The organism is Methylobacterium sp. Gmos1 (assembly GCF_053764715.1).
Genome location: NZ_JBSNCC010000017.1, coordinates 45,560 through 69,044, shown reverse-complemented (window position 1 = coordinate 69,044; position 23,485 = coordinate 45,560). Strand labels below are relative to the sequence as shown.

Here is a 23,485-nt window from a genome sequence, read left to right as displayed (position 1 = left end):
CTCTTTCCGCTCTCGCTTCAGTCGTCCGGGAAAGGACGTGGAGGTAGACGAGAAACCGGCGTGCCGGCGGATATGGCCGTACACCGATGAGGGCTGGCCGACGTTAGGCGCCGGCCATCCTCCATGCTCACCCGCGCGCAAACACCCGCGCCGCGCCCACCGCCAGCGCTACCCGGTCGCCCGGCTCGTAGACCTCCGTCACCTTCACCTCGACCGGCGCCTCGGCGCCATCGAGCAGGATCTCCGCCACCGTGCCGCGGCCGGTGCGGCGCCACTCGCGCACGGTGCCGGGCAGCGTGCCCGCCCCCTGCCCGACCGTGAGGTCCCAGGGCCGCAGGCAGAGATCGACCGGGCCTTGCGGCCAGCCCGGCTCCGCCGCGATGACGGGGCGGCCCGCGACGCGGACCTCGCCGCCCGATACCTCTGCGGCTAAGCGCGCGGTCTCGCCGACGAAGGACATCACGAAGCGCGAGGCCGGGTGGTCCTGGACCTCGTGCGGCGCGCCGACCTGCTCGATGCGGCCCTTGTTGAGGATCGCGATCCGGTCGGCGAGCTCCAGCGCCTCGTCCTGGTCGTGGGTGACGAAGATCGTGGTCTGGCCGGTCTCGCGGTGGATCTCGCGCAGCCAGCGCCGCAGGTCCTTGCGCACCTGGGCGTCGAGGGCCCCGAACGGCTCGTCGAGGAGCAGCACCGAGGGCTCGACGGCGAGCGCACGCGCCAGCGCGACGCGCTGGCGCTGGCCGCCCGACAGCTGGCCGGGATAGCGCTTGGCGAGATCGGGCAGCTGCACCAGCTCCAGCAGGCGCTCGACCCGGCGGCGGATCTCGTCCTCCTTCGGGCGGTGGGCGCGGGGGCGCGAGCGCAGGCCGTAGGCGATGTTCTCGAACACCGTGAGGTGGCGGAACAGGGCGTAGTGCTGGAACACGAAGCCGACGCCGCGGCGCTGCACCGGGAGATCGGTGGTGTCCTGCGAGCCGAAGAACACCCGGCCGCCATCGGGAATCTCGAGCCCGGCGATGACGCGCAACAGCGTCGTCTTGCCGGACCCCGAGGGGCCGAGCAGCGCCAGGAGCTCGCCGGGCTCGATCGCCAGGCTGACACCTTCCAGCGCCGCCGGGCCGCCGCCGCCGTAGCGCTTGACGATCCCGTCGACGCGCACCGACGTACCGGCGTGGCGCAGGCGCTCGGGCGAGACGGCCTCGATCGGCCGGGCCTGCGCGTCGCGGCGCAAGGACAGGGCTGTGGGAGCGAATCCTGCCGTCATCTCAGTGGGCTCCGCGTCCGGCCAGCGCATCGGCGTGGCGCCATTCGAGGAAAGTCTTGCCCGCCAGGGTGACGAGCGCCAGGAGCGCCAACAGCGAGGCGATCCCGAACGCCGCCACGTAGTTGTACTCGTTGTACAGGATCTCGACGTGCAGCGGCATGGTGTTGGTGAGCCCCCGGATGCGACCCGACACGACCGACACGGCGCCGAACTCGCCCATCGCGCGCGCATTGCACAGCAGCACGCCGTAGAGCAGCGCCCAGCGCACGTTGGGCAGCGTCACGGTCCGGAACACCCGCCAGGGGCTGGCCCCGAGGGTCAACGCGGCCTCCTCGTCGGTGGTGCCCTGGTCCTGCATCAGCGGGATCAGCTCTCTGGCCACGAACGGGAAGGTGACGAACACGGTGGCGAGCACGATGCCCGGCACCGCGAAGATGATCTCGATGCCGTGGCGCTGGAGGAACGGCCCGAACAGCCCCTGGGCCCCGAAGATCAGCACGTAGATCAGGCCCGCCACCACCGGCGAGACCGAGAACGGCAGGTCGATGAGGGTGATCAGCAGGTTACGGCCGCGGAAGTCGAACTTGGCGATGGCCCAGGAGGCGCACAGCCCGAACACCACGTTGAGCGGCACCGCGATCACCGCGACGAGGAGCGTCAGGCGGATCGCGGCCAGCGCGTCCGGCTCGGCGAAGGTGGCGAGGTAGGCCCCCACACCCTTGCTCAGCGCCTCGACGAACACCACCGCCAGCGGCAGCAGCAGGAACAGCCCCAGGAAGGCGACCGCCAGGAGCGTCAGCGCGATGCGGACCGGGCGCGGCTCGGTCAGCGCCGCGTGCGGACCGCGGGTGCCGGGGCGGATCGACGGAACGGTGCTCTCAGACATGCCCGAACCTGCGGCGGCTGAAATCCTGGACGAGGTTGATGGCGAGGAGCGCGGTGAAGGACATCAGCAGCATCACGGCCGCGACGGCGGTCGCGCCCGCATAGTTGAACTCCTCGAGCTTGATCACGATCAGGAGCGGGGCGATCTCCGAGACGTAGGGCAGGTTGCCGGCGACGAAGATCACCGAGCCGTACTCGCCGACGGCGCGGGCGAAGGCGAGCGCGAAGCCCGTGAGCATCGCGGGGATCAGCGGCGGCAGGATCACCGTGACGATCGCCCGGAAGCGCGAGGCGCCGAGGATCGCCGCGGCCTCCTCGCTCGACTTGTCGATCTCGGCCACCAGCGGCTGCACCGTGCGGACGCAGAACGGCAGGCCGACGAAGACCAGCGCCACCAGGATGCCGAGCGGCGTGTAGGCGACCTTGATGCCGACCGCCATCAAGGGCTCGCCGAGCCAGCCGTTCGGCGCGTAGAGACTGGCGAGCGCGATGCCCGCCACGGCGGTGGGAAGCGCGAAGGGAAGATCGACGAGCGCGTCGATGATCCGCCGGCCCGGAAACCGGTAGCGGGTCAGCACCCAGGCGATCAGCAGCCCGAACACCGCGTCGATCGCGGCGGCGGCCAGCGACAGGCCGAACGAGGTCTTGAGGGCGGCAAGGTTGCGGGCGTCGGTGACGAGCGCCCACAGGCCGGCCGGGCCGACGCTCGCGGCGCGCAGAAGCAGCACGGCGAGCGGCAGCAGCACCAGCAGGGTCAGGTATGTGAGCGTGATGCCGAAGGTCAGGCGGAAGCCCGGCAGCGCGCTCGGGCGGCGGAAGCGGGGTGCGGCCCGCCCCGCGGGCAGGGCCGCGGCGCCGCTCATTGGCGGGACTTCAGGATGGCGTCGAACACGCCGCCATCGTCGAAGTGCGTCTTCTGGGCCTTGGCCCAGCCGCCGAAGGTGTCGTCGATGGTGACGAGCTTCAGCTTCGGGAACCGCGCCAGGTCCTCCTTGGCCGCCGCCGCTTCGTTGCGCGGGCGGTAGAAGTTCTTGGCGATGATGGCTTGCGCCTCGGGCGTGTAGAGGAACTGCAGGTAGGCTTCCGCCTGCTTGCGGGTGCCCTTCTGGTCGACGTTGGCGTCGACGAGCGCCACCGGCGGCTCGGCCAGGATCGAGATCGACGGCACGACGATGTCGAACTTGCCCTTGCCGAATTCCTCGTCGGCGAGGAAGGCCTCGTTCTCCCAGGCGATCAGCACGTCGCCGAGGCCCCGCTGCACGAAGGTGGTGGTGGCGCCGCGCGCGCCCGTGTCGAGCACCGGCACGTTCTTGAACAGGGCGGTGACGAAGTCCTTCGCCTTGGCGTCGTCGCCGTTGTTCTTCGACAGGGCGTAGGCGTAGGCGCCGAGGTAGTTCCAGCGCGCGCCGCCCGAGGTCTTGGGGTTCGGGGTGATGACCTGGATCCCCGGCTTCACCAGGTCGTCCCAGTCCTTCACGCCCTTCGGGTTGCCCTTGCGGACCAGGAACACGATGGTCGAGGTGTAGGGCGTCGAGTTGTTCGGCAGCCGCGTCTGCCAGTCGGCCGGCAGCTTCTTCGAGCGGGCGGCGATGGCGTCGATGTCGCTGGCGAGCGCCAGCGTCACCACGTCGGCCGGCAGCCCGTCGATCACCGAGCGGGCCTGGGCGCCGGAGCCGCCATGCGAGGCGCGCACCGTCACGGTCTCGCCGGTCTTGGCCTTCCACTCCTTGGCGAAGGCCGCGTCGATCGCCCGGTACAGCTCCCGGGTCGGGTCGTAGGAGACGTTCAGCAGCTGCTGCGCCTTCGCCGGGGCGGGCGCCCCGGCGATCGCCAGGAGCGAAGCGCCGGCGACGAGCGCCAGGGACGAGCCGCGGAACAGCCGCTTCAGCGAGCCGAGGAGGCCGCCGCCGGTCGGAGCCGGCTCGGCCTTGGTCTCGGCCGTCGCAGCCTCGGTCGTCGCGCCGCCCTGCGGAGCAGTCCGCGGTGCCTGGACGAGGCCGAGCGCCGCCGTGTCGGTGGTCGCCCGGTCGATCAGGATCAGGCTGCCGGTGTCGCGGTTCTGGCGGTAGGCGTCGACCGCGACCTTGCGATCGAGGCTCAAGCTCACGTCGCCGATGTCGTTGGCGCTCAAGGACTCGGCCGGCACGCCCTGCCCGGTCTCGGTGTCGATGCGCGCGCGCACGGCCTCGACCACGGCGTTCGCCGTCACCGTGCCGACCTTGGCGAGGTAGGTATCGCCCGGCTTCAGCTCGGCCTCGTTGGCCCAGAACAGCCGAACCTCGAGCCGATCGCTGACGATCGGCGGCTGGGCCGCGGCGGTGATGACGCTGCCGCGCGAGGCGTCGACCTCGTCGGCGAGCACCAGGGTCACCGACTGGCCGGCGATCGCGCGCTCTAGGTCGCCGTCATAGGTGTAGATCCGCGCCACCGTGGAGGGGGTGCCGGCGGGCGCCACCACCACCGCGTCGCCGACCGCGACCGCGCACGACGCGATCAGCCCCGAGAAGCCGCGGAAGTCGGAATTCGGCCGGTTGACCCACTGCACCGCCATACGGAAGGGGGCAGCTTCCTCCTCGACGTGGGCCGGCACCTCCTCGAGGTACTGGAGCAGCGGCGCGCCGGTGTACCAGGGCGCGGCCGTACCCGGCAGCACGACGTTGTCGCCGTTCGCCGCCGAGAGCGGGATGCCGGTGACGTCGGAGAAGTGCAGGTCCCTGGCGAAGGCCTCGAACTCGGCGACGATCGCCTCGAACCGGTCTTGCGACCAGCCGATCAGGTCCATCTTGTTGACCGCCAGCACGACGCGGCGGATGCCGAGCATCGAGACCAGCAGCGCGTGGCGCCGGGTCTGCGGGCTCAGACCCTTGCGGGCATCGACCAGCAGCACCGCGACCTCGGCGGTCGAGGCGCCGGTCGCCATGTTGCGGGTGTACTGGACGTGGCCGGGGGTGTCGGCGACGATGAACGAGCGCCGCTCGGTCGAGAAGAACCGGTAGGCGACGTCGATGGTGATGCCCTGCTCGCGCTCGGCCTGGAGGCCGTCGACGAGGAGCGCCAGGTCGAGTTCACCCCCGCGGGTTCCGTGGCGGCGCGAGTCGCGCTCCAGCGCGCTGACCTGGTCGTCGAAGATTTGCTTGGTGTCGTGCAGCAGGCGCCCGATCAGGGTCGACTTGCCGTCATCGACCGAGCCGCAGGTGATGAAGCGCAGCACTTCCTTGCGCTGGTGGGCGGCGAGGAACGCCTCGTAGCCGAAGGCGCGGGTGGATTGGTGCACGGTCATCAGAAGTAGCCTTCCTGCTTCTTGCGCTCCATGGCGCCGGCGCCGTCCTTGTCGATCACGCGGCCCTGCCGCTCGGAGGTGCGGGCGGCCAGCGTCTCGCCGATGATCTCTGGCAGGGTCGCGGCGTCGCTCTCCACCGCCCCGGTCAGCGGGTAGCAGCCGAGCGTCCGGAACCGCACCAGGCGCGTCTCGGGCGTCTCGCCGGGGTTCAGAGGCAGGCGCTCGTCGTCCACCATGATCAGCTGCCCGTCGCGGCTCACCACCGGGCGCTCGGCCGCGAAGTAGAGCGGCACGATCGGGATGTTCTCCTGCTCGATGTAGAGCCAGATATCGAGCTCGGTCCAGTTCGACAGCGGGAAGACGCGTAAAGATTCACCGCGCTGCTTGCGCATATTGTAGAGGTGCCAGGGCTCGGCGCGCTGGCGCTTCGGGTCCCAGCGGTGCTGGGCGGTGCGCAAGCTCACGATGCGCTCCTTGGCACGCGAGGCCTCCTCGTCGCGGCGCGCGCCGCCGAAGGCCGCGTCGAACTTGTGCTTGTCGAGGGCCTGGCGCAGGGCCTGGGTCTTCATCACGTCGGTATGGACCTCGGAGCCGTGGCTCACCGGCCCGATGCCGCGGGCGAGCCCGTCCGGGTTGGTGTGGACAATGAGATCCAGGCCGAGCTCCTTGGCGCGCTGGTCGCGAAACGCGATCATCTCGCGGAACTTCCAGGTCGTGTCGACGTGGAGCAGCGGGAACGGCAGCCGGCCCGGCGCGAAGGCCTTGAGCGCCAGGTGCAGCAGGACCGAGGAGTCCTTGCCGATCGAGTACAGCATCACCGGGTTCTCGGTCTCGGCGACCGTCTCCCGCATGATGTGGATGCTCTCGGCCTCCAGGCGCTGGAGGTGGGTCAGGCGGTCGAGGCCGTCGGTCCGGACTTTGAGGGCGGCGCTCATGCGACCAGCTCCGGGTTGGATGATGGGGAGGATGGGCCGGTCGAGGCCGGCTCGAAGGCGCGGGGCTCCTGCCCCGGCCGGATCTCTTGACCGGTGGGGATTTTTTGGCCGGGGGCGCCGGGAACGTGCAGGCCGCATTCCTGCTTGCCCGCCTGCTCCCACCACCAGCGGCCGGCCCGCTCGGGCTCGCCGAGCTTCACCGCGCGGGTACAGGGCGCGCAGCCGATCGACGGGAAGCCGCGGTCGTGCAGCACGTTGTAGGGCACGTAGTTCTGGTGGATCAGCTCGGCCAGGGCCTCGCGGGTCCAGTCGGCGAGCGGGTTGAGCTTGAGGAGCCCGCGGGCGTGGTCGGCCTCCGCGAGCGGGGTCTCGGCGCGGTTCGCCGACTGCCCGGCGCGCAGGCCCGTGAGCCAGCCGGCGGCCCCAGTCAGCGCGCGGCCGAGCGGTTCGACCTTGCGAAAGCCGCAGCAGGCCTGGCGCGCCGCCACCGAGTGACGAAAGCCGTTGATGCCGGCCTCGCTGACGAAGCGCTCCTCGGCCTCGCGCTCGGGCACGTAGGCGCGGATGCGGAAATTGTACGCGGCCTCCGTCTCGGCCCAGACGTCGTAGGTCTCGGGGAAGAGCCGGCCGGTATCGAGCGTCACGATCTCGGCGCGCGACTTCGCCATGCGCAGCGCGTGGGTGAGCGCCTGATCCTCGAGACCGAAGCTCGTGGTGAAGACCAGGCGGCCGTCCACCGTCGCGTCGATCAGCGCGAGGCGCTCCGGCAGGGCGAGGGGACGCAGGCGCGCGGCCAGCTCCTGCGCCGCGCGGTCGAGGGGAGAGGTCATGGAGAGCCCGGGATTGGCTGCTTGTGTGAGGGGGTAACTGTTCGCTATACCGAACACTGTCAAGGCATGGCTGGGGTGCGGTCCCGGTGTTTTTCGTCAGCCGCACGCCGCGATCTCGGGATATTCGCGACCCGGCCAACGGTCCGGTAGCAATTCCGTTCCCTGCCCGAGGGTCATCCTTGAAAGAATCTTCTCCAGAATCGGAGCCGCGCAGTGGATGCCATCGATCTGAAGATCCTCGCCCTGCTCCAGAACGACGCCACCCTGTCGATCGCGCAGATCGGGGAGCGCGTCGGCCTGTCGCAGACCCCGTGCTGGAAGCGCATCCAGCGCCTCGAAGCCGACGGGGTGATCGACCGCCGGGTGGCGGTGCTCGATCCCGTCAAACTGGGATTGGGGTTAACGGTCTTCGTCTCGATCGAGACCAGCGACCATTCCCGCGAGTGGCTGGAGCGCTTCGCCGCCACCGTATCGGGGATGCCCGAGGTGCTGGAATTCTACCGCATGGCCGGCGACGTGGATTACATGCTGCGCGTCGTGGTGGCGGACATGCAGGCCTACGACACCTTCTACAAGCGCCTCATCGCGGTGCTGCCCCTGAAGAACGTGACGTCGCGGTTCGCCATGGAGAAGGTGAAGAGCACCACTGCGTTGCCGCTCCCGACAGCACCCTTTGTCCAGCCTCTCGCGGCCGGCGGAAAATAATATTCTCTTTCCGGGCTTGCGGACGATAGCGATGATCTCCCGCGGGCCCGTTCTTCAAAAAGAACATTTCGGTTGACTCCGGCGCGGCGTGGGCACATCTGTGCGGGCATGTCTCGCCCCGCGCTTCTTCCCCGCACGGCTCCCTTCGGCGACGCCGAGCGGGCCCATCTCGATGCCGCCCTCGGCTCCACGACCGCGCTCCAGCGGGCGTGGCTGGCGGGCTTCCTCGCCGGCCTCGACGCCGCCGGCGGCACGGCCGCCGCCGAGGCGCCCGCCCCGGCCGCCCCGCCGCGGGCCGCCGAGCCGCTGACGATCCTGTTCGCCAGCGAGTCGGGCAACTCGGAGAAGCTCGCCGGCGACGTCTCCAAGCTCGCGCGCAAGAGCGGCTTCAAGCCGAAGGTCGTCGACTTCGCCGACCTCGACGTGGCGACTCTCGGGCGTGAGAAGCGCGTGGTCGTCATCGCCGCCACCTGGGGCGAGGGCGAGCCGCCGGCCCGGGCCGTGCGGGCCTACGGCGAGATCATGGGCGAGGGCGCGCCGCGCCTCGACGGGGTCGAGTTCGGCGTGCTGGCGCTCGGCGACACCTCCTACGCCGAGTTCTGCGCCATCGGAAAACGCCTCGACGAGCGCTTCGAGGCGCTGGGCGCCAAGCGCGTGCTGCCGAGGATCGATTGCGACCTCGACTTCGACAAGCCGGCCGCCGCCTGGATCAAGGATGCCCTCAAGGCGCTGGCCCCGGCGGAGCCCGCCGGCAACGTCGTGGCGGTCGATTTCGCTCGCACGGCCGGCGCCGACGAGGACGCCGAGGTCAGCCGCGAGCCGGTCACCGTCGAGGTGATCGAGCACGTCAACCTGAACTCCTCGCGCTCCGACAAGGAGACGATCCACCTGGCGCTCGCCTTCGAGGACGGCGCCCCTCCCTACGAGCCCGGCGACTCGCTGGAGCTCTATCCCGAGAACGACCCGGCGCTGGTCGACCAGATCCTCAAGGCCGCGGGCCTCGAGGGCGACGCCGCCTTGCGCCAGGCGCTGCTCGCCGAGCGCGACATCACCACCCTGTCGGCCGCGACGGTCGAGCGCTTCGTCAAGGCCACCGGCCACGAGGAGGCGCGCTGCCTGATCGACTCGAACGAGGTCCGGGCCTGGATCGAGGGCCGGCACCTGATCGACCTGATCGAGACCTACCCGGCCAAGCTCTCGGCTCAAGCCCTCACCGACATCACCCGGCCGCTGCCGCCGCGGGCCTACTCGATCGCCTCCTCGCGGGCCGAGGTCGGCGACGAGGCCCACCTCACCATCGCGGCGGTGCGCTACACCACCCACGACCGCCCCCGCACCGGCGTCGCCTCGGTCCACGTCGCCGACCGGATCCGCACCGGCGCCAAGCTGCGGGTGCGGGTGAAGCCGAACAAGCATTTCCGCCTGCCGAAGGATCCGGCGACCGACGTCGTCATGGTCGGCCCCGGCACCGGCGTGGCGCCGTTCCGCGCCTTCGTGCAGGAGCGCCGCGCCACCGAGGCGCCCGGCCGCAACTGGCTGTTCTTCGGTGACCGCCACTTCACCCACGACTTCCTGTACCAGCTCGAGTGGCAGGAAGCGCTGGAGGACGGGTCGCTCAAGCGCATCGACGTCGCCTTCTCCCGCGACCAGCCGGAAAAAATCTACGTCCAGGACCGGATCTGGGAGCAGCGGCGCGAGCTGGTGTCCTGGCTCGATGGCGGCGCCCATTTCTACGTCTGCGGCGACGCCAAGGCGATGGCGAAGGACGTGCGGGCGGCTCTGGTGCGGGCTTTCGCCGACGTGAAGGGCCTGGATGCCGCGGCCGCGGAAGCGGCTGTCGCCGGCCTGGAGCGCAGCCACCGCTACCAGCAGGACGTGTACTAGAGAACCTTACCGCCGGGTGCGATTTCCCCTCCCCCTTGCGGGGAGGGGTAGGGGTGGGGGTGGTGCCGCGTAGAGCGCGGCGCTCCATCCTGCACCACCCCCACCTCCAACTCCTCCCCACAAGGGGGAGGAGAGGCGCGCTCCCTCCGCAGGGCGAGAACAGCCAAACCGGGATTGGGTTTGCTGCGTCAGCCGCCCGCGGGGAGAGGATAAGGGAGCCGGGTCCGGTAACGGATCGGCTCTTCGCCGATAACCAGTTCCGAGGCGTCATACCCTCACCCCTGCCCCTCCCACCCGAGAGGGGTCCTCGCGTCTCATTCGGTGCTGTCAGGCGTCGGAGACGCTGGTAGATGATGCGCCGGACCCGGCGCCCGAACGGACATCACTCCCATGGCCGACCACAAGACCGCCGACTCTTCCACCGCCGAGCGCGTCTACGAGACGCCGCCGACCGAGCGCCCGATCACCGAGGCGGAGGCGGCGCGCGCCGCCAAGCTCTCGGCCAACGAGCACATCAAGATCGCCAGCGGCTACCTGCGCGGCACCCTGGCGGAAGGGCTCCTGAAGAACGCGACCGGCGCGATCTCCGACGATGACGGGCAGCTCGTGAAGTTCCACGGGATGTACCTGCAGGACGACCGCGACCTGCGGGCCGAGCGCACCAAGAAGAAGCTCGACAAGGCGTATTCCTTCATGATCCGCCTGCGCATCGCCGGCGGCGTCGTGACCCCGAAGCAGTGGCTGATCCTCGACGAGATCGCCCGCACCTACGCCAACGGCACCCTGCGCGCGACGACGCGCCAGACCTTCCAGTACCACGGCGTCATCAAGTCGAACCTCAAGCGCACGATGGCGGCGATCGATTCGGCCTTGCTCGACACGATCGCGGCCTGCGGCGACGTCAACCGCAACGTGATGGCGGCGACGAACCCGGCCCAGAAGGGTGCCCACGAGGCGGCCTACAAGCTGGCGAAGGACATCTCCGACAGCCTGCTGCCGAAGACCAATGCCTGGCGCGAGATCTGGCTCGACGGCGAGCGCGTGGTCGGCGGCGAGGACGCGGCCGAGGTCGAGCCGGTCTACGGCAAGACCTACCTGCCGCGGAAGTTCAAGACCATCGTGGCGGTGCCGCCCTCCAACGAGGTCGACGTCTACGCCCACGACCTCGGCTTCATCGCGATCCTCGACAAGAAGGGCAAGGTGACGGGCTGGAATGTCACCGTCGGCGGCGGCATGGGCATGACCCACGGCGAGACCGACACCTTCCCGCGCACCGCCGACGTGATGCTGTTTGCTGAGCCGGAATACGCCCTCAAGGTCGCCGAGGCGGTGATGACCGTGCAGCGCGACTGGGGCAACCGCAACGTCCGCAAGAACGCCCGCCTGAAGTACACGATCGAGCGCTACGGCCTGAAGGCCTTCCGCGCCGAGGTCGAGAAGCGGGTCGGCCGCGCCTTCCAGGACCCGAAGCCGTTCACCTTCACGGGCAACGGCGACCGCTACGGCTGGGTCGCCGGCGACGACGGCAAGCACCACCTGACGCTCTACGTGCCGTCGGGCCGGATCAAGGACGTCGAGGGCGGGCCGCAATTCCTCGCGGGGCTTCGCCGCATCGCCGAGGTCCACCAGGGCGATTTCCGTCTCACCGGCAACCAGAACGTCATCATCGCCAACGTCCCGGCGGACAGGAAGGCGGAGATCGACGCGCTGGTGCAGGAATACGGCCTCACCACCGGGGCGGGCGCTCTGCGCCGCAACAGCCTCGCCTGCGTGGCGCTGCCGACCTGCGGGCTGGCTCTCGCCGAGAGCGAGCGCTACCTGCCGAGCCTGATCGACGAGCTCGAGGAGAGCCTGGCCTCCCACGGCCTGTCTGATGACGACATCACCATCCGGATGACCGGCTGCCCGAACGGCTGCGCCCGCCCGTTCATCGCCGAGATCGGCCTCGTCGGCCGCGGCCCCGAGCGCTACAACCTCTATCTCGGCGCCGCCTTCGACGGCTCGCGGCTGAGCAAGCTCTACGCCGAGGACGTCACGGCCGCCGACATCCGCCCGAAGCTCGACCCGCTCTTTGCCGCCTACGCCAAGGATCGCCAGAAGGGCGAGCGCTTCGGCGACTTCGTCATCCGCGCCGGCTACGTGGCGAAGACCGGCAACGGGCCGGACTTCCACGCGCAGACCGGTGCGCAGAAGGCGGTGGCCTGATCAGCGCCGCGGCGGGGCCGCCTACCCCGCCGCGTCCAGCTCCCTGACGATCGCCGCGATCACCCGCGGATCGGTCGGCTCGACCGGCGTCGCGAAGACGGCGGCCACGTGGCCGTCGCGGCCGACCAGATACTTGTGGAAGTTCCAGCGCGGGGTCTCGGCCGGCTTCTCGGCGGCGGCCCAGCGGTAGAACGGGTGCGCCTGGGGGCCCGTCACGCTGGTCTTGGCGACCACCGGGAAGGTGACGCCGTGGTTCTTGCGCGCGGCCTCGGCGATCGCCACCCCGTCGAGGGGTTCCTGGTGCCCGAAATCCGGCGACGGCACCGCGATCACCGTCAGCCCGCGCGGGCCGAACCGGGTCCAGAGCTGCTGCAAGCCTGAGAATTGCGGGGCGTAGCCGCAGGCGGTCGCGGTGTTGACCACCAGGATCGGCTTGCCGGCAAGCTCGGCCAGCGCCAGGCTGCCGCCCTCGGGCTTGGCGAAGCTGAAGGCCGAGGCGGTCGCGCCGCTCTGGAGCGGCGCAGCCCGGGCCGGCACGGCGACCGCGCCGGCGATCAGGAACAGGGCCTCGCGGCGGACGACCGGCATCGGGGTGCCTCCCTCAACGGAACTCGCGCGATTGTCCCCCCGGCGCCGGAGGAGCGCAAGCGGCGGCGCATGGTCAAGCTTGCGCCAAGTCCGGCGGGCGGATGCAACTTCCCGTGAACTTCCCCCCGACTGTCACGTTGTCCGGCAGGATTGACCGGGAGAACGGATATGGGCGGGCACGAGATCCTGAACTGTTTCGAGCATCGCCGCGACGGGGCCTGGGTCTGCACCCGACCGGTCACGCTGACGACCACCCGCGAGAGCGTGGCGATCCGGCCCGGCATGCGGTTCGATTACGGCAAGAAGGTCGGCGGCGTCGATCTCGCCGAGTACCTGGAGCGGCTGGGCTCGCAGTTCGGCTCCTGATCCGCCTCGTGCCGGGTGACGCAGATGCCACACCCGGCGCGAAGGTCGCCGGTGCCTTTTGACCCGCACAGGATCAGCACGATAGGCTTTGCGGATGATCCCTGCCCTGTCCGCACCCTCACCGGTCGAGGAAACGTCGCCCACGACCCGCTGCCGCATCCTGGCGACGGCGGAGCGATTCTTTCGCGAGATCGGCTACCAGAAGACCACGGTGGCCGACATCGCCAAGACGTTGCGGATGAGCCCGGCCAACGTCTACCGGTTCTTCGACTCGAAGAAGGCGATCAACGAGGCGGTGGTCGCTCGCCTCATCGGCGAGGTCGAGGCTCAGATCGCAGGCCTCGCCGATCGGCCCGGCCTTCCCGCCGAAGCCCGCTTGCGCGAGATCATCGTCTTCCTGCACCACGACGCCGTCGGACGCTTCACCGGCCATCCGCGCATGCACGAGATGATCGAGGCGGCGATGTCGGAGAGCTGGGACGTCTGCCGCCATCACGTCGACCGGATCACCGCCGTGCTGGAGCGCGTGATCGCCGACGGTCTCGCCCGGGGCGAGTTCGCGATCGAGGACCCGGCGGTGGCGGCGCGCTGCGTCCATACGGCGATCGTGCGCTTCTGCCATCCGGTGCTGGTGGTGCAGTGCCCGGAGGATTTCGTGCCAGCGCTCGACGCGATGATCGCGTTCCTGATGGGAGCGCTGAAGGCGGGGCGCAGCGCTTAGAGCGTTGTCCGACGAAATGGATCCCGGTTCGTCGAAGGTATGCGGCAAAACAAGGACTTGGAGAGCTTCGCGACTGCAACGCGATCGTGACGTGCTCCAGAAGATCGGTCGCAGGACTACCGGCACGGCGCATCGGCTTTTGGCCCGAGGCGGGGATCCCGCAGGAGCCCCGCCCGAGGTCACGCGTCGCCGGTCAGAAGCGGCAGATCCGGCGCGGTCCGTACGGCGTCGGACGGACGAAGCAACGGCGGCCATAGACCCGCGGCGGACCGTAGAACGGGCGGCCGTACATCGGCCGGCAGCGGCCGTAGGGCCCGCGGGCGAAGCCCGGGCCGCAGCCCTGGGCGACCTGCGTCACCGGCGCCTCGGGGGCGAGCAGGCCGGCGAGGCCGGGCCCGGCTGGGGCGGCGCTCGCAGGCGCGGCCGCGAGACCGCCGAACGCCAGGGCAGCGAGACCGGCGAGCTTCCAACGCATCAGCATGGTGGATGGTCCTCCGTGTGGTCCTCGGACGTGTTCAGTCCTCGGGGCGGCCGGCACCGGGGGCCGGCGCCGCACCGAGCCGAAGCAACACGGTGCCCGCCGGCCGGTTCCGCCGACCGGCCGGGATCGGGCCGGAAAATCCCGGGTCGACGCGTGTCGACAAGCCGCGGCGGTTCCTGTAAGGAGCCGGCAACTCACAACAGGACGCCGAAATCCTGACGCCGGATCCCATCCCGGGACGCGGCGGCGACGGCAGGAGTTTGACCGATGAACATCATCCAGCAGCTCGAGCAGGAGCAGATCGCTCAGCTCAACAAGACCATCCCCGACTTCGAGCCCGGCGACACGGTCATCGTGAACGTCAAGGTGAAGGAAGGCGAGCGCAGCCGCGTCCAGGCCTACGAGGGCGTCGTGATCGCCCGTTCCGGCGGCGGCATCAACGAGAGCTTCACCGTCCGCAAGATCTCGTACGGCGAGGGCGTCGAGCGCGTCTTCCCGATCTACTCGCCGAACATCGACTCGATCAAGGTGGTCCGTCGCGGCAAGGTGCGTCGCGCCAAGCTGTACTACCTGCGCGATCGCCGCGGCAAGTCGGCCCGCATCGCCGAGCGCGCCGAGCGCGGCGCCGAGAAGGGCAAGACCAAGAAGCCCGCCGCCGCGGAGTAAGAGTTCTTCGCATTTCGCGAAACGGACGAGGCCGCCTCCCCTTGCGGGTCGAGGCGGCCTTTTCGCGTCTCACGGCTTGCTGGACAGTCCACGTCATCCCGGGGCCGCGAAGGCGGAACCCGGGATGACCCGGTGGCTGTCGGGTCCGGGTACCGTTCGACGAACGGCCGCCGGACGTCCGCTCACCCGTTGCGGAAGGTGTAGCTGTAGCCGTTGAGCGCCGGCGCGCCGCCGAGATGGGCGTAGAGAACCTTCGAGCCCTTGGGGAAGAAGCCCTTCTGGACGAGGTCGATCATGCCCTGCATCGACTTGCCCTCGTAGACCGGGTCGGTGATCATCGCCTCGAGCCGGGCCGCGAGGCGGATCGCCTCCACCGTCTCCTTCGACGGCACGCCGTAGACCGGGTAGGCGTAGTCCTCCTTGATCACCACGTCGTCCTCGGTGATCTCGCCGGCGCCGACCAGCGCCGAGGTGTTGCGGGCGATCTCGAGCACCTGCGCCCTCGTCTGGGCCGGGGTGCAGGAGGCGTCGATGCCGATGACCTTGCTGGCGCGGCCGTCGGGCTTGAAGCCGACCACCATGCCGGCATGGGTCGAGCCGGTCACCGTGCAGACCACGATGTAGTCGAAGTGGATGCCCATCTCGGCTTCCTGCTTGCGGACCTCTTCCGCGAAGCCGACGTAGCCGAGGCCGCCGAACTTATGCACCGAGGCGCCGGCGGGGATCGCGTAGGGCTTGCCGCCCTTCGCCTTGACGTCCTCGATCGCCTGCTTCCAGCTGTCGCGGATGCCGATGTCGAAGCCCTCGTCGACGAGCTGCGATTCGGCGCCCATGATCCGCGTCAGCATGATGTTGCCGACCCGGTCGTAGACCGCGTCCTCGTGCGGCACCCAGGCTTCCTGGATCACCCGGCACTTCATACCGATCTTGGCCGCCACCGCCGCCACCATGCGGGTGTGGTTGGACTGCACGCCGCCGATCGACACCAGGGTGTCGGCGTTCGAGGCGATCGCGTCCGGCACGATGTACTCGAGCTTGCGCAGCTTGTTGCCGCCGTAGGCCAGCCCGGAATTGCAGTCCTCGCGCTTAGCGTAGATCTCGACGTCGCCGCCGAGATGCGCGGTCAGGCGCGGCAGGTGCTCGATCGGGGTCGGGCCGAAGGTCAGGGGGTAGCGCTCGAACTGCGACAGCATCGATTGGGTCATCGCCGGGGTCCCGTGTGGAAGCTGGGATGGTTGTAGCAGGCCCCAGGCGGAAGGTGCTCTCGAACTTGCGCGATCTTTGGCACCCGGCGGCCCGCACGTCGGCACGATGTGCTACACCCTTCCGGAAACGAACTCCTGCGCGGAAGGATCTTTCATGCCCGACGGGCTCGACCGCATCGACCTGAAAATTCTCCGTCTGCTGCAAGAGGATGGCCGGATCGGCAACGCCGAGCTGGCCAAGCGCGTCAACACCAGCCCGGCGACCTGCCACCGCCGCACCCAGCGCCTGTTCGACGAAGGGTATCTTCGCGGCGTGCGCGCCGTGGTGACGCCGGGCAAGGTCGGGCGCGGCTCGCTGGTGCTGGTCGGCGTCGTGCTCGACCGCTCGACGCCGGAGGCCTTCTCGGCCTTCGAGGCGGCGGCGCTCGCCATGCCGACGCTGCTCGACTGCCACCTCGTTGCCGGCGACTTCGACTACTTCCTCAAGATCCGCGTCTGCGACATGGCCGACTTCAACCGGATGCACAGCGAGATCCTGATCGCCCTGCCCGGCGTGCGCCAGACCCGGACCTTCTTCGTCATGAAGGAGGTGATCGACAACGCGCCGCTCAGCTTGTGAGAACCCGGCGGTTGCCGCTGTACGCAGTTTGTTCTAATCCTTGCCGAAGACTTACCCGGAGCCCCGGCCCGGGAGCCCATCTGGTTATCCGCAGGGTCGGCCCCATCTGGTCACCACACGGTCGACAGGGTTCTCGGCATCGCGGGCGCCCGGCCGGTCCCCGATCCCGTCAAGCCTGGCCGTCGCACCGCCGGCCCGGAGCCCGTCTGCATGGCCTCTCTCGACAAGCTCTTCGACCGTTCCGCGGAAGCGCGCGTGATTGCGGTGCGGGGCGCCCGCGAGCACAACCTGAAGAACGTCGACCTGACGATCCCGCGCGACAAGCTGGTGGTGTTCACCGGCCTGTCGGGTTCGGGCAAGTCGTCGCTCGCCTTCGACACCATCTACGCCGAGGGGCAGCGCCGCTACGTCGAGTCGCTCTCGGCCTATGCGCGCCAGTTCCTCGAGATGATGTCGAAGCCCGACGTCGACCAGATCGACGGGCTGTCGCCGGCGATCTCGATCGAGCAGAAGACCACCTCGAAGAACCCGCGCTCGACGGTCGGCACCGTCACGGAGATCTACGACTACATGCGCCTCCTGTGGGCGCGGGTCGGCATCCCGTACTCGCCGGCGACCGGCCTGCCGATCGAGAGCCAGACCGTCAGCCAGATGGTCGACCGGGTGCTGGCGCTGCCGGAGAAGACCCGGCTCTACCTGCTCGCCCCGGTGGTGCGCGGTCGCAAGGGCGAGTACCGCAAGGAGATCGCCGAGTTCCAGAAGAAGGGCTTCCAGCGCCTGCGCGTCGACGGCGAGTACTACGCCATCGACGACGTGCCGAAGCTCGACAAGAAGCTCAAGCACGACATCGACGTGGTGGTCGACCGGATCGTGGTGCGGGCCGACATGGCCTCGCGGCTCGCCGATTCGTTCGAGACCGCGCTGGAGTTGGCCGACGGCATTGCGGTGGTGACCTTCGCCGACACTCCCGAGGAGGGCGAGGCGCCCGACCCCATCACCTTCTCGTCGCGCTTCGCCTGCCCGGTCTCCGGCTTCACGATTCCGGAGATCGAGCCGAGGTTGTTCTCGTTCAACAACCCCTTCGGTGCCTGCCCGACCTGCGGCGGCATCGGCCACGAGATGCGGATCGACCCGACGCTCGTCATCGCCGACGAGGCCTTGAGCCTGTCGCGCGGCGCCGTCGCGCCGTGGGCGAAATCGACCTCGCCCTATTACGGCCAGACCCTGGAGGCTCTGGCGCGTCACTACCGCTTCCGCACCGACACGCCGTGGGGAAAGCTCACCGCGGCCGCCCGCCAGGTCGTGCTCTATGGCTCGGACGGCGACGAGGTGCGCTTTGCCTACAACGACGGCCTGCGCGCCTACGAGGTCTCCAAGCCCTTCGAGGGCGTGATCCCGAACCTGGAGCGGCGCTACAAGGAGACCGACAGCGACGCGGCGCGGGAAGACATCGGCCGGTTCATGGGCGAGACGCCGTGCTCGGCCTGCAAGGGCAAGCGGCTCAAGCCCGAGGCGCTGGCGGTGAAGATCGCGGGCTCCGACATCGGCGACGCGACCGTGCTCGCGGTGCGCGACGCGCACCGCTGGTTCGGCGAGCTGCCCGGGCATCTGTCAGCTAAGCACAACGAGATCGCGGCCCGCATCCTCAAGGAGATCCGCGACCGGCTGACCTTCCTGGTCGATGTCGGGCTCGAATACCTGACGCTTGCCCGCGGCTCGGGCTCACTGTCGGGCGGCGAGAGCCAGCGCATCCGGCTCGCCTCGCAGATCGGCTCGGGGCTGACCGGGGTGCTCTACGTCCTCGACGAGCCCTCGATCGGCCTGCACCAGCGCGACAACGAGCGCCTGCTCGGCACGCTGAAGCGCCTGCGCGACCTCGGCAACTCGGTGATCGTGGTCGAGCACGACGAGGACGCGATCCTCCAGGCCGACTACGTCGTCGATGTCGGGCCCGGCGCCGGCATCCATGGCGGGCAGATCGTGGCGCAAGGCACGCCACCGGAACTGCTCGCCGACCCGAACTCGCTCACCGCCAAGTACCTCACCGGCGCCCTCTCGGTGCGGGTGCCGAAGAGCCGGCGCAAGGCCAAGCGCAACCCGGCCGCCAAGGCCGGCGAGCCCGAGCCGCAGATGCTGCGCCTCGTCGGTGCGCGGGGCAACAACCTGAAGGACGTGACCGCCGAGATCCCGCTCGGCACCTTCACCTGCATCACCGGCGTCTCCGGCGGCGGCAAGTCGACCCTCGTCGTCGACACGCTCTACAAGGCGGTGGCGCGCAAGCTGAACGGGGCGCTCGAGCACCCCGCCCCCCACGACCGCATCGAGGGGCTGGAGCACCTCGACAAGGTCATCGACATCGACCAGTCCCCGATCGGCCGCACCCCGCGCTCGAACCCCGCCACCTATATCGGCGCCTTCACGCCGATCCGCGACTGGTTCGCGGGCCTGCCCGAGGCCAAGGCGCGGGGCTACCAGCCGGGCCGGTTCTCGTTCAACGTCAAGGGCGGGCGCTGCGAGGCGTGCTCGGGCGACGGCGTCATCAAGATCGAGATGCACTTCCTGCCCGACGTCTACGTCACCTGCGACGTCTGCAAGGGCAAGCGCTACGACCGCGAGACCCTGGAGGTGAAGTACCGCGAGCGCTCGATCGCCGACGTGCTCGACATGACGGTCGAGGAGGCGGCCGAGCTGTTCAAGGCGGTGCCGGCGATCCGCGAGAAGCTCGAGACCCTGGCCCGGGTGGGCCTCGGCTACGTCCGGGTCGGCCAGCAGGCCACGACCCTCTCGGGCGGCGAGGCGCAGCGAGTGAAGCTGTCGAAGGAATTGTCGAAGCGCGCCACCGGGCGCACCCTCTACATCCTCGACGAGCCGACCACCGGCCTGCACTTCCACGACGTCGCCAAGCTGATGGAGGTGCTGCACGAGCTCGTCGACCAGGGCAACAGCGTCGTGGTGATCGAGCACAACCTCGAGGTCATCAAGACCGCCGACTGGGTGATCGACATGGGCCCCGAGGGCGGCGACGGCGGCGGCGTGATCGTGGCGCAAGGCACGCCGGAGGACATCGCGGGGTCGGAGGCGAGCCATACCGGCCGCTTCCTGTGCGAGGTTCTGGCCCGGCGGCCCGTGGGGGCGAAGCCGGCCCCGGCGGCCGCGAAGGCGCCGCGGACCCGCAAGCCGGCAGCCCGCAAGCAGGCGGCGGAATAGGAGCGCCTGTCGAGAGCGCCGCCGCGACCTATAACGGGAGCACGACACGGCACGGGGCACGGGGCCCCGGCAGGAGACCATCATGGCGGCGCCCGGCGACTGGAAGATCCCCTCCGCGGTGCAGCCCCGCCCGGCCGCCTATTCCTACGACCTCGACCAGACGCTCACCGCGGTCGTCGCCCTGTCCTCGCGGGTGCCGGACGGCGCCTACACCGCCGAGATCCTCGGCACCGAGCGGGCCGGCAACGGCGTCCTGATCGGCGAGGACGGGCTGGTGCTGACCATCGGCTACCTCATCACCGAGGCCGAGAGCGTCTGGCTCACCGCCCATGACGGGCGCACCGCGCCGGGCCACGTCGTCGGCTACGACGCCGCCACCGGCTTCGGCCTGGTGCAGGCCCTCGGCCGCCTCGACCTGCCGCATCTGCCGCTCGGCAGCGCCGACTCCTTGCGCATCGGCGACCGGCTGGTGATGGCCGGTGCCGGCGGGCGCTCGCGGGCGGTCGCCGCCGAGGTGGTGGCCCGGCAGGAATTCGCCGGCTACTGGGAATACCTCCTCGACGACGCGATCTTCACCGCGCCCTCGCACCCGCACTGGGGCGGCGCGGCGCTGATCGGCCCGGCGGGCGAGTTGACCGGCATCGGCTCGCTCCAGCTCCAGCAGGGCGGCCGCGACAGCCGCCCCATCAACATGGCGGTGCCGATCGACCTGCTGAAGCCGATCCTGCACGACCTCACCACCCTCGGCCGGGTCGCCGGCCCGCCGCGGCCCTGGCTCGGCCTCTACGCCACCGAGATGGACGACCAGGTCGTGGTGATGGGCCTCTCCCCCCGCGCCCCGGCCGAGACTGCCGACCTGCGCGCCGGCGACATCCTCATGGCGGTGGGCCAGACCGAGGTCGGCGACCTCGCAGGCTTTCTGCGCGCGGTCTGGGCGCTCGGCCCCGCCGGCGTCACCGTCCCGCTCACCGTGCATCGCGACGGGCGCACCCTGAGCATTCCGGTGGTCTCGGCGGACCGCTCGACCTTCCTGGTGGCGCCGCGGCTGCACTGAGGGCGGGCTTTTCGAAGCCGTCCCTCCGCGCCAGCGGCGAGCGCTGCCCGGGAAAAGGAATGGCGCGGGTTTCCCCCTCCCCCCTCTGCGGGGGAGGGTGCCCGGCTGCGAGTGCGAAGCACTCGTGCGCCGGGCGGGAGAGGGGACGCCGCTTCCGGGTATGGCGGAGCCGTCGTGAGGGAGGCACCTGGAACAGCGTCGCGCTGCCCCTCTCCCGGCTCGCTCCGCGCGCCACCCACCCCCCCAGAGGGGGGAGGGGGAAACCCGAGCCTCGTTCTGTTTCACTCGTGCCTCAAGAGCCGGCTCAGGAAGTACCCGTCGCCGCGCTGCACACCGGATCGCCACCGACTGCCCAGTCCCTGCGCCCTGCACCGCCGCACCCCAGTGCCGGCCGGCTCCGCAGCCCGGCCCTTCGCGTGTGCAGCATAATGCCTAAATGCCCGGAATCCCTGGGCTTCATGCGCCAGAGTGCTGCCAAATCGGCGGGCACGGGGGATGGTTGACGATTCCCTGCGCGGTGCATGTGAATCGCGCATAGCTGGCTTACCCGACCCCTCCTCCCACCAGCGCAGCCATTTCCCATATGGTGCGTTGCAACAGAAGCAGGCAGGCGGTGCCGAAACGGTTCGCACCGGCTGCCCGCACAGAGGTCAAATCCGATGTTCGTCTCCCTCATCCTCAGCAAGGTCCGCTCCTACCTCCGCTACCGCGAGACCGTCCACGAGCTGTCGCGTCTGTCCGACCGCGAGCTCGACGATCTCGGCATCAGCCGCTTCGAGATCCAGGGCATCGCCCGCTCGGTCGCGTAAGCCTCGACACGCGTAAACAGTCACCGCGTACCGAGTACCCGAGTTCTGCGTACCTCAAGTCGATCGAAGCCCCCTGTGGCCGGCCATCGTCTCGCGCGCCCGCCCCTCCCGGCGGGCGTTCGCTTGTCCGGACCCTTGCATCCGGCCACTCGCATCGATCCGCCGGTGTTGCATCGACGGCGCTTGATCCGATATGCCGCGTCATGTCCGGATCAGATCCCATTCACGTCGTCGGCGGTGGCCTCGCCGGCTCCGAGGCCGCCTGGCAGATCGCCGAGGCCGGCCTGCCCGTCGTGCTGCACGAGATGCGGCCCCTGCGCGGCACCGAGGCGCACCAGACCGACGGCCTCGCCGAACTCGTCTGCTCGAACTCGTTCCGCTCCGACGACGCGGAGCAGAATGCGGTCGGGCTGCTGCACCAGGAGATGCGCCGTCTCGGCTCGCTGATCATGTCTTGCGGCGACGCCAACCAGGTGCCGGCCGGCGGCGCGCTGGCGGTGGACCGCGAAGGGTTCAGCCGGGCGGTCACGGCGGCGCTCGAGGCGCATCCGAACGTCAGCATCGCCCGCGAGGAGGTCGACGGCCTGCCGCCGGAATCCTGGGACAGCGTGATCGTGGCGACGGGCCCGCTCACCGCGCCCGGCCTCGCCGAGGGCATCCGCGGCCTCACCGGTGCCGAATCGCTCGCCTTCTTCGACGCCATCGCGCCGATCGTGCACCGCGACTCGATCGACATGGGCAAGGCGTGGTTCCAGTCCCGCTACGACAAGGTCGGCCCGGGCGGGACGGGCGCCGACTACATCAACTGCCCGCTCGACCGCGAGCAATACGCCGCCTTCATCACGGCGCTGATCGAGGGCGAGAAGACCTCGTTCAAGGAGTGGGAGGCCTCGACGCCGTACTTCGACGGCTGCCTGCCGATCGAGGTGATGGCCGAGCGCGGCCCCGAGACCCTGCGCCACGGGCCGATGAAGCCGTTCGGGTTGACCAACCCGCACAACCCGACGGTCAAAGCCTACGCCATCGTCCAGCTGCGCCAGGACAATGCGCTCGGCACCCTCTACAACATGGTCGGCTTCCAGACGAAGCTGCGCCACGCCGAGCAGGTCCGGGTCTTCCGCACCATCCCGGGGCTGGAGACCGCCGAGTTCGCGCGGCTCGGCGGTCTGCACCGCAACACCTACCTCGACAGCCCGCGCCTGCTCGATGCCACCCTGCGCCTCAAGGCCGCGCCGCGCCTGCGCTTCGCAGGCCAGATCACCGGCTGCGAGGGCTACGTCGAGAGCGCCGCGATCGGCCTGATGGCCGGCCGCTTCGCCGCCGCCGAGCGCCAGGGCCGCACGCTGGAGCCTCTTCCCGTCACGACGGCGCTCGGAGCCCTCATCGGGCACATCACCGGCGGCCACGTCTCGGCCGAGGACGAGGGCGCGCCGCGCTCGTTCCAGCCGATGAACGTCAATTTCGGCCTCTTCCCGCCCCTCGACCGGGCGCCGAAGGCCCCGGACGGCAAGCGCCTGCGGGGTTCCGAGAAGGCGCAGGCCAAGAAGCGGGCGATGACCGATCGGGCTCGCGGCGCGCTGAGCGAATGGCTCGGCGAGGAGCCGGCGCCGCTGCCGGCCGCGGCGGAGTAGCGGGTTGGACCGCGGGCCAGGAGAGGGCTTGACGGTCCCTATACCCTCCGGGTCATCCCGGGGCCGCGCAGCGGAACCCGGGATCCATAAACGCTGACTATGCCGGATGAAGCGGCACGCCGTTCGCTTGATCCTAGAGCGTCAGCGGTT

Annotated in this window: 20 protein-coding genes and 1 pseudogene; 11 read left to right on the top strand and 10 right to left on the bottom strand. The window is 70.0% G+C overall.

Annotation, left to right across the window (positions count from 1 at the left end; genetic code table 11):
* Window positions 1-127 precede the first annotated feature (127 nt).
* The 7 genes and pseudogenes from ACS5PV_RS25315 to ACS5PV_RS25285 form a co-directional block, all read right to left on the bottom strand.
* Window positions 128-1,264, bottom strand: coding sequence for a sulfate/molybdate ABC transporter ATP-binding protein (locus ACS5PV_RS25315; protein ID WP_455398110.1), 1,137 nt, complete (start codon window positions 1,262-1,264; stop codon window positions 128-130).
* A 1-nt stretch (window position 1,265) separates the two neighbouring features.
* Window positions 1,266-2,150, bottom strand: a complete 885-nt coding sequence (gene cysW / locus ACS5PV_RS25310) for a sulfate ABC transporter permease subunit CysW (protein WP_455398109.1) — start codon at window positions 2,148-2,150, stop codon at window positions 1,266-1,268.
* Complete coding sequence (cysT, locus tag ACS5PV_RS25305; protein ID WP_455398108.1) at window positions 2,143-3,012, bottom strand: sulfate ABC transporter permease subunit CysT; 870 nt, start codon at window positions 3,010-3,012, stop codon at window positions 2,143-2,145. Before cysT ends, cysW begins: the two co-directional genes overlap by 8 nt.
* On the bottom strand, window positions 3,009-3,977 hold the full coding sequence (locus ACS5PV_RS25300; protein WP_455398166.1) for a sulfate ABC transporter substrate-binding protein: 969 nt from the start codon (window positions 3,975-3,977) through the stop codon (window positions 3,009-3,011). Before ACS5PV_RS25300 ends, cysT begins: the two co-directional genes overlap by 4 nt.
* A 39-nt stretch (window positions 3,978-4,016) precedes the next feature.
* Window positions 4,017-5,429, bottom strand: a pseudogene (gene cysN / locus ACS5PV_RS25295) (sulfate adenylyltransferase subunit CysN); the annotation flags it as partial.
* On the bottom strand, window positions 5,429-6,364 hold the full coding sequence (gene cysD / locus ACS5PV_RS25290) for a sulfate adenylyltransferase subunit CysD (protein ID WP_455398107.1): 936 nt from the start codon (window positions 6,362-6,364) through the stop codon (window positions 5,429-5,431). The gene cysD and the pseudogene cysN, both read right to left, overlap by 1 nt.
* Entirely contained in the window at window positions 6,361-7,194 is an 834-nt protein-coding gene (locus ACS5PV_RS25285; protein WP_455398106.1) for a phosphoadenylyl-sulfate reductase, read from the bottom strand. The genes cysD and ACS5PV_RS25285 overlap by 4 nt, the downstream gene beginning before the upstream one ends.
* Window positions 7,195-7,407: 213 nt before the next feature.
* Between ACS5PV_RS25285 and ACS5PV_RS25280 the strand changes: the two genes are divergently transcribed.
* The 3 genes from ACS5PV_RS25280 to ACS5PV_RS25270 all read left to right on the top strand — a co-directional run bounded on the left by ACS5PV_RS25280 (window position 7,408) and on the right by ACS5PV_RS25270 (window position 11,988).
* Entirely contained in the window at window positions 7,408-7,899 is a 492-nt protein-coding gene (locus tag ACS5PV_RS25280) for an Lrp/AsnC family transcriptional regulator (protein WP_455398105.1), read from the top strand.
* 108 nt (window positions 7,900-8,007) lie between these two features.
* Complete coding sequence (locus ACS5PV_RS25275) at window positions 8,008-9,783, top strand: diflavin oxidoreductase (protein ID WP_455398104.1); 1,776 nt, start codon at window positions 8,008-8,010, stop codon at window positions 9,781-9,783.
* A 390-nt stretch (window positions 9,784-10,173) separates the two neighbouring features.
* Window positions 10,174-11,988: an NADPH-dependent assimilatory sulfite reductase hemoprotein subunit gene (locus tag ACS5PV_RS25270; protein ID WP_455398103.1), complete on the top strand. Its 1,815-nt coding sequence runs from the start codon at window positions 10,174-10,176 to the stop codon at window positions 11,986-11,988.
* A gap of 21 nt (window positions 11,989-12,009) precedes the next feature.
* Here ACS5PV_RS25270 and ACS5PV_RS25265 read toward each other — a convergent pair whose 3' ends face one another.
* A complete protein-coding gene (locus tag ACS5PV_RS25265; RefSeq protein ID WP_455398102.1) occupies window positions 12,010-12,576 on the bottom strand; it encodes a glutathione peroxidase in 567 nt (188 codons plus the stop codon).
* A gap of 168 nt (window positions 12,577-12,744) precedes the next feature.
* On the opposite strand from ACS5PV_RS25265, the gene ACS5PV_RS25260 reads away from it, so the two are divergent.
* Together ACS5PV_RS25260 and ACS5PV_RS25255 are read left to right on the top strand one after the other, a co-directional pair.
* Window positions 12,745-12,942 (top strand): hypothetical protein, encoded by a 198-nt coding sequence (locus ACS5PV_RS25260; RefSeq protein ID WP_455398101.1) that lies wholly within the window; start codon window positions 12,745-12,747, stop codon window positions 12,940-12,942.
* 94 nt (window positions 12,943-13,036) lie between these two features.
* Complete coding sequence (locus ACS5PV_RS25255; RefSeq protein WP_455398100.1) at window positions 13,037-13,663, top strand: TetR/AcrR family transcriptional regulator; 627 nt, start codon at window positions 13,037-13,039, stop codon at window positions 13,661-13,663.
* A gap of 193 nt (window positions 13,664-13,856) precedes the next feature.
* Here the strand turns inward: ACS5PV_RS25255 and ACS5PV_RS25250 are convergent, their stop codons facing one another.
* Window positions 13,857-14,144 (bottom strand): GCG_CRPN prefix-to-repeats domain-containing protein, encoded by a 288-nt coding sequence (locus ACS5PV_RS25250; protein ID WP_455398099.1) that lies wholly within the window; start codon window positions 14,142-14,144, stop codon window positions 13,857-13,859.
* A gap of 267 nt (window positions 14,145-14,411) precedes the next feature.
* On the opposite strand from ACS5PV_RS25250, the gene rplS reads away from it, so the two are divergent.
* Entirely contained in the window at window positions 14,412-14,810 is a 399-nt protein-coding gene (gene rplS / locus ACS5PV_RS25245; RefSeq protein WP_093567864.1) for a 50S ribosomal protein L19, read from the top strand.
* Window positions 14,811-14,992: 182 nt separating this feature from the next.
* Here the strand turns inward: rplS and ACS5PV_RS25240 are convergent, their stop codons facing one another.
* Window positions 14,993-16,003: a 1-aminocyclopropane-1-carboxylate deaminase gene (locus tag ACS5PV_RS25240; RefSeq protein WP_455398165.1), complete on the bottom strand. Its 1,011-nt coding sequence runs from the start codon at window positions 16,001-16,003 to the stop codon at window positions 14,993-14,995.
* A 166-nt stretch (window positions 16,004-16,169) separates the two neighbouring features.
* Between ACS5PV_RS25240 and ACS5PV_RS25235 the strand changes: the two genes are divergently transcribed.
* From ACS5PV_RS25235 to trmFO, 5 genes are all read left to right on the top strand, one after another.
* Window positions 16,170-16,634 carry an Lrp/AsnC family transcriptional regulator gene (locus ACS5PV_RS25235; RefSeq protein ID WP_455398098.1) on the top strand — a complete coding sequence of 155 codons (465 nt, stop codon included), beginning with the start codon at window positions 16,170-16,172 and terminating at the stop codon, window positions 16,632-16,634.
* 210 nt (window positions 16,635-16,844) lie between these two features.
* Entirely contained in the window at window positions 16,845-19,841 is a 2,997-nt protein-coding gene (gene uvrA, locus ACS5PV_RS25230) for an excinuclease ABC subunit UvrA (RefSeq protein ID WP_455398097.1), read from the top strand.
* A gap of 82 nt (window positions 19,842-19,923) precedes the next feature.
* On the top strand, window positions 19,924-20,895 hold the full coding sequence (locus ACS5PV_RS25225; protein ID WP_455398096.1) for a S1C family serine protease: 972 nt from the start codon (window positions 19,924-19,926) through the stop codon (window positions 20,893-20,895).
* Window positions 20,896-21,554: 659 nt separating this feature from the next.
* Entirely contained in the window at window positions 21,555-21,704 is a 150-nt protein-coding gene (locus tag ACS5PV_RS25220; RefSeq protein ID WP_455398095.1) for a DUF1127 domain-containing protein, read from the top strand.
* Between the two features lie 203 nt (window positions 21,705-21,907).
* Window positions 21,908-23,335 (top strand): methylenetetrahydrofolate--tRNA-(uracil(54)-C(5))-methyltransferase (FADH(2)-oxidizing) TrmFO, encoded by a 1,428-nt coding sequence (gene trmFO, locus ACS5PV_RS25215; RefSeq protein WP_455398094.1) that lies wholly within the window; start codon window positions 21,908-21,910, stop codon window positions 23,333-23,335.
* Window positions 23,336-23,485 lie beyond the last annotated feature (150 nt).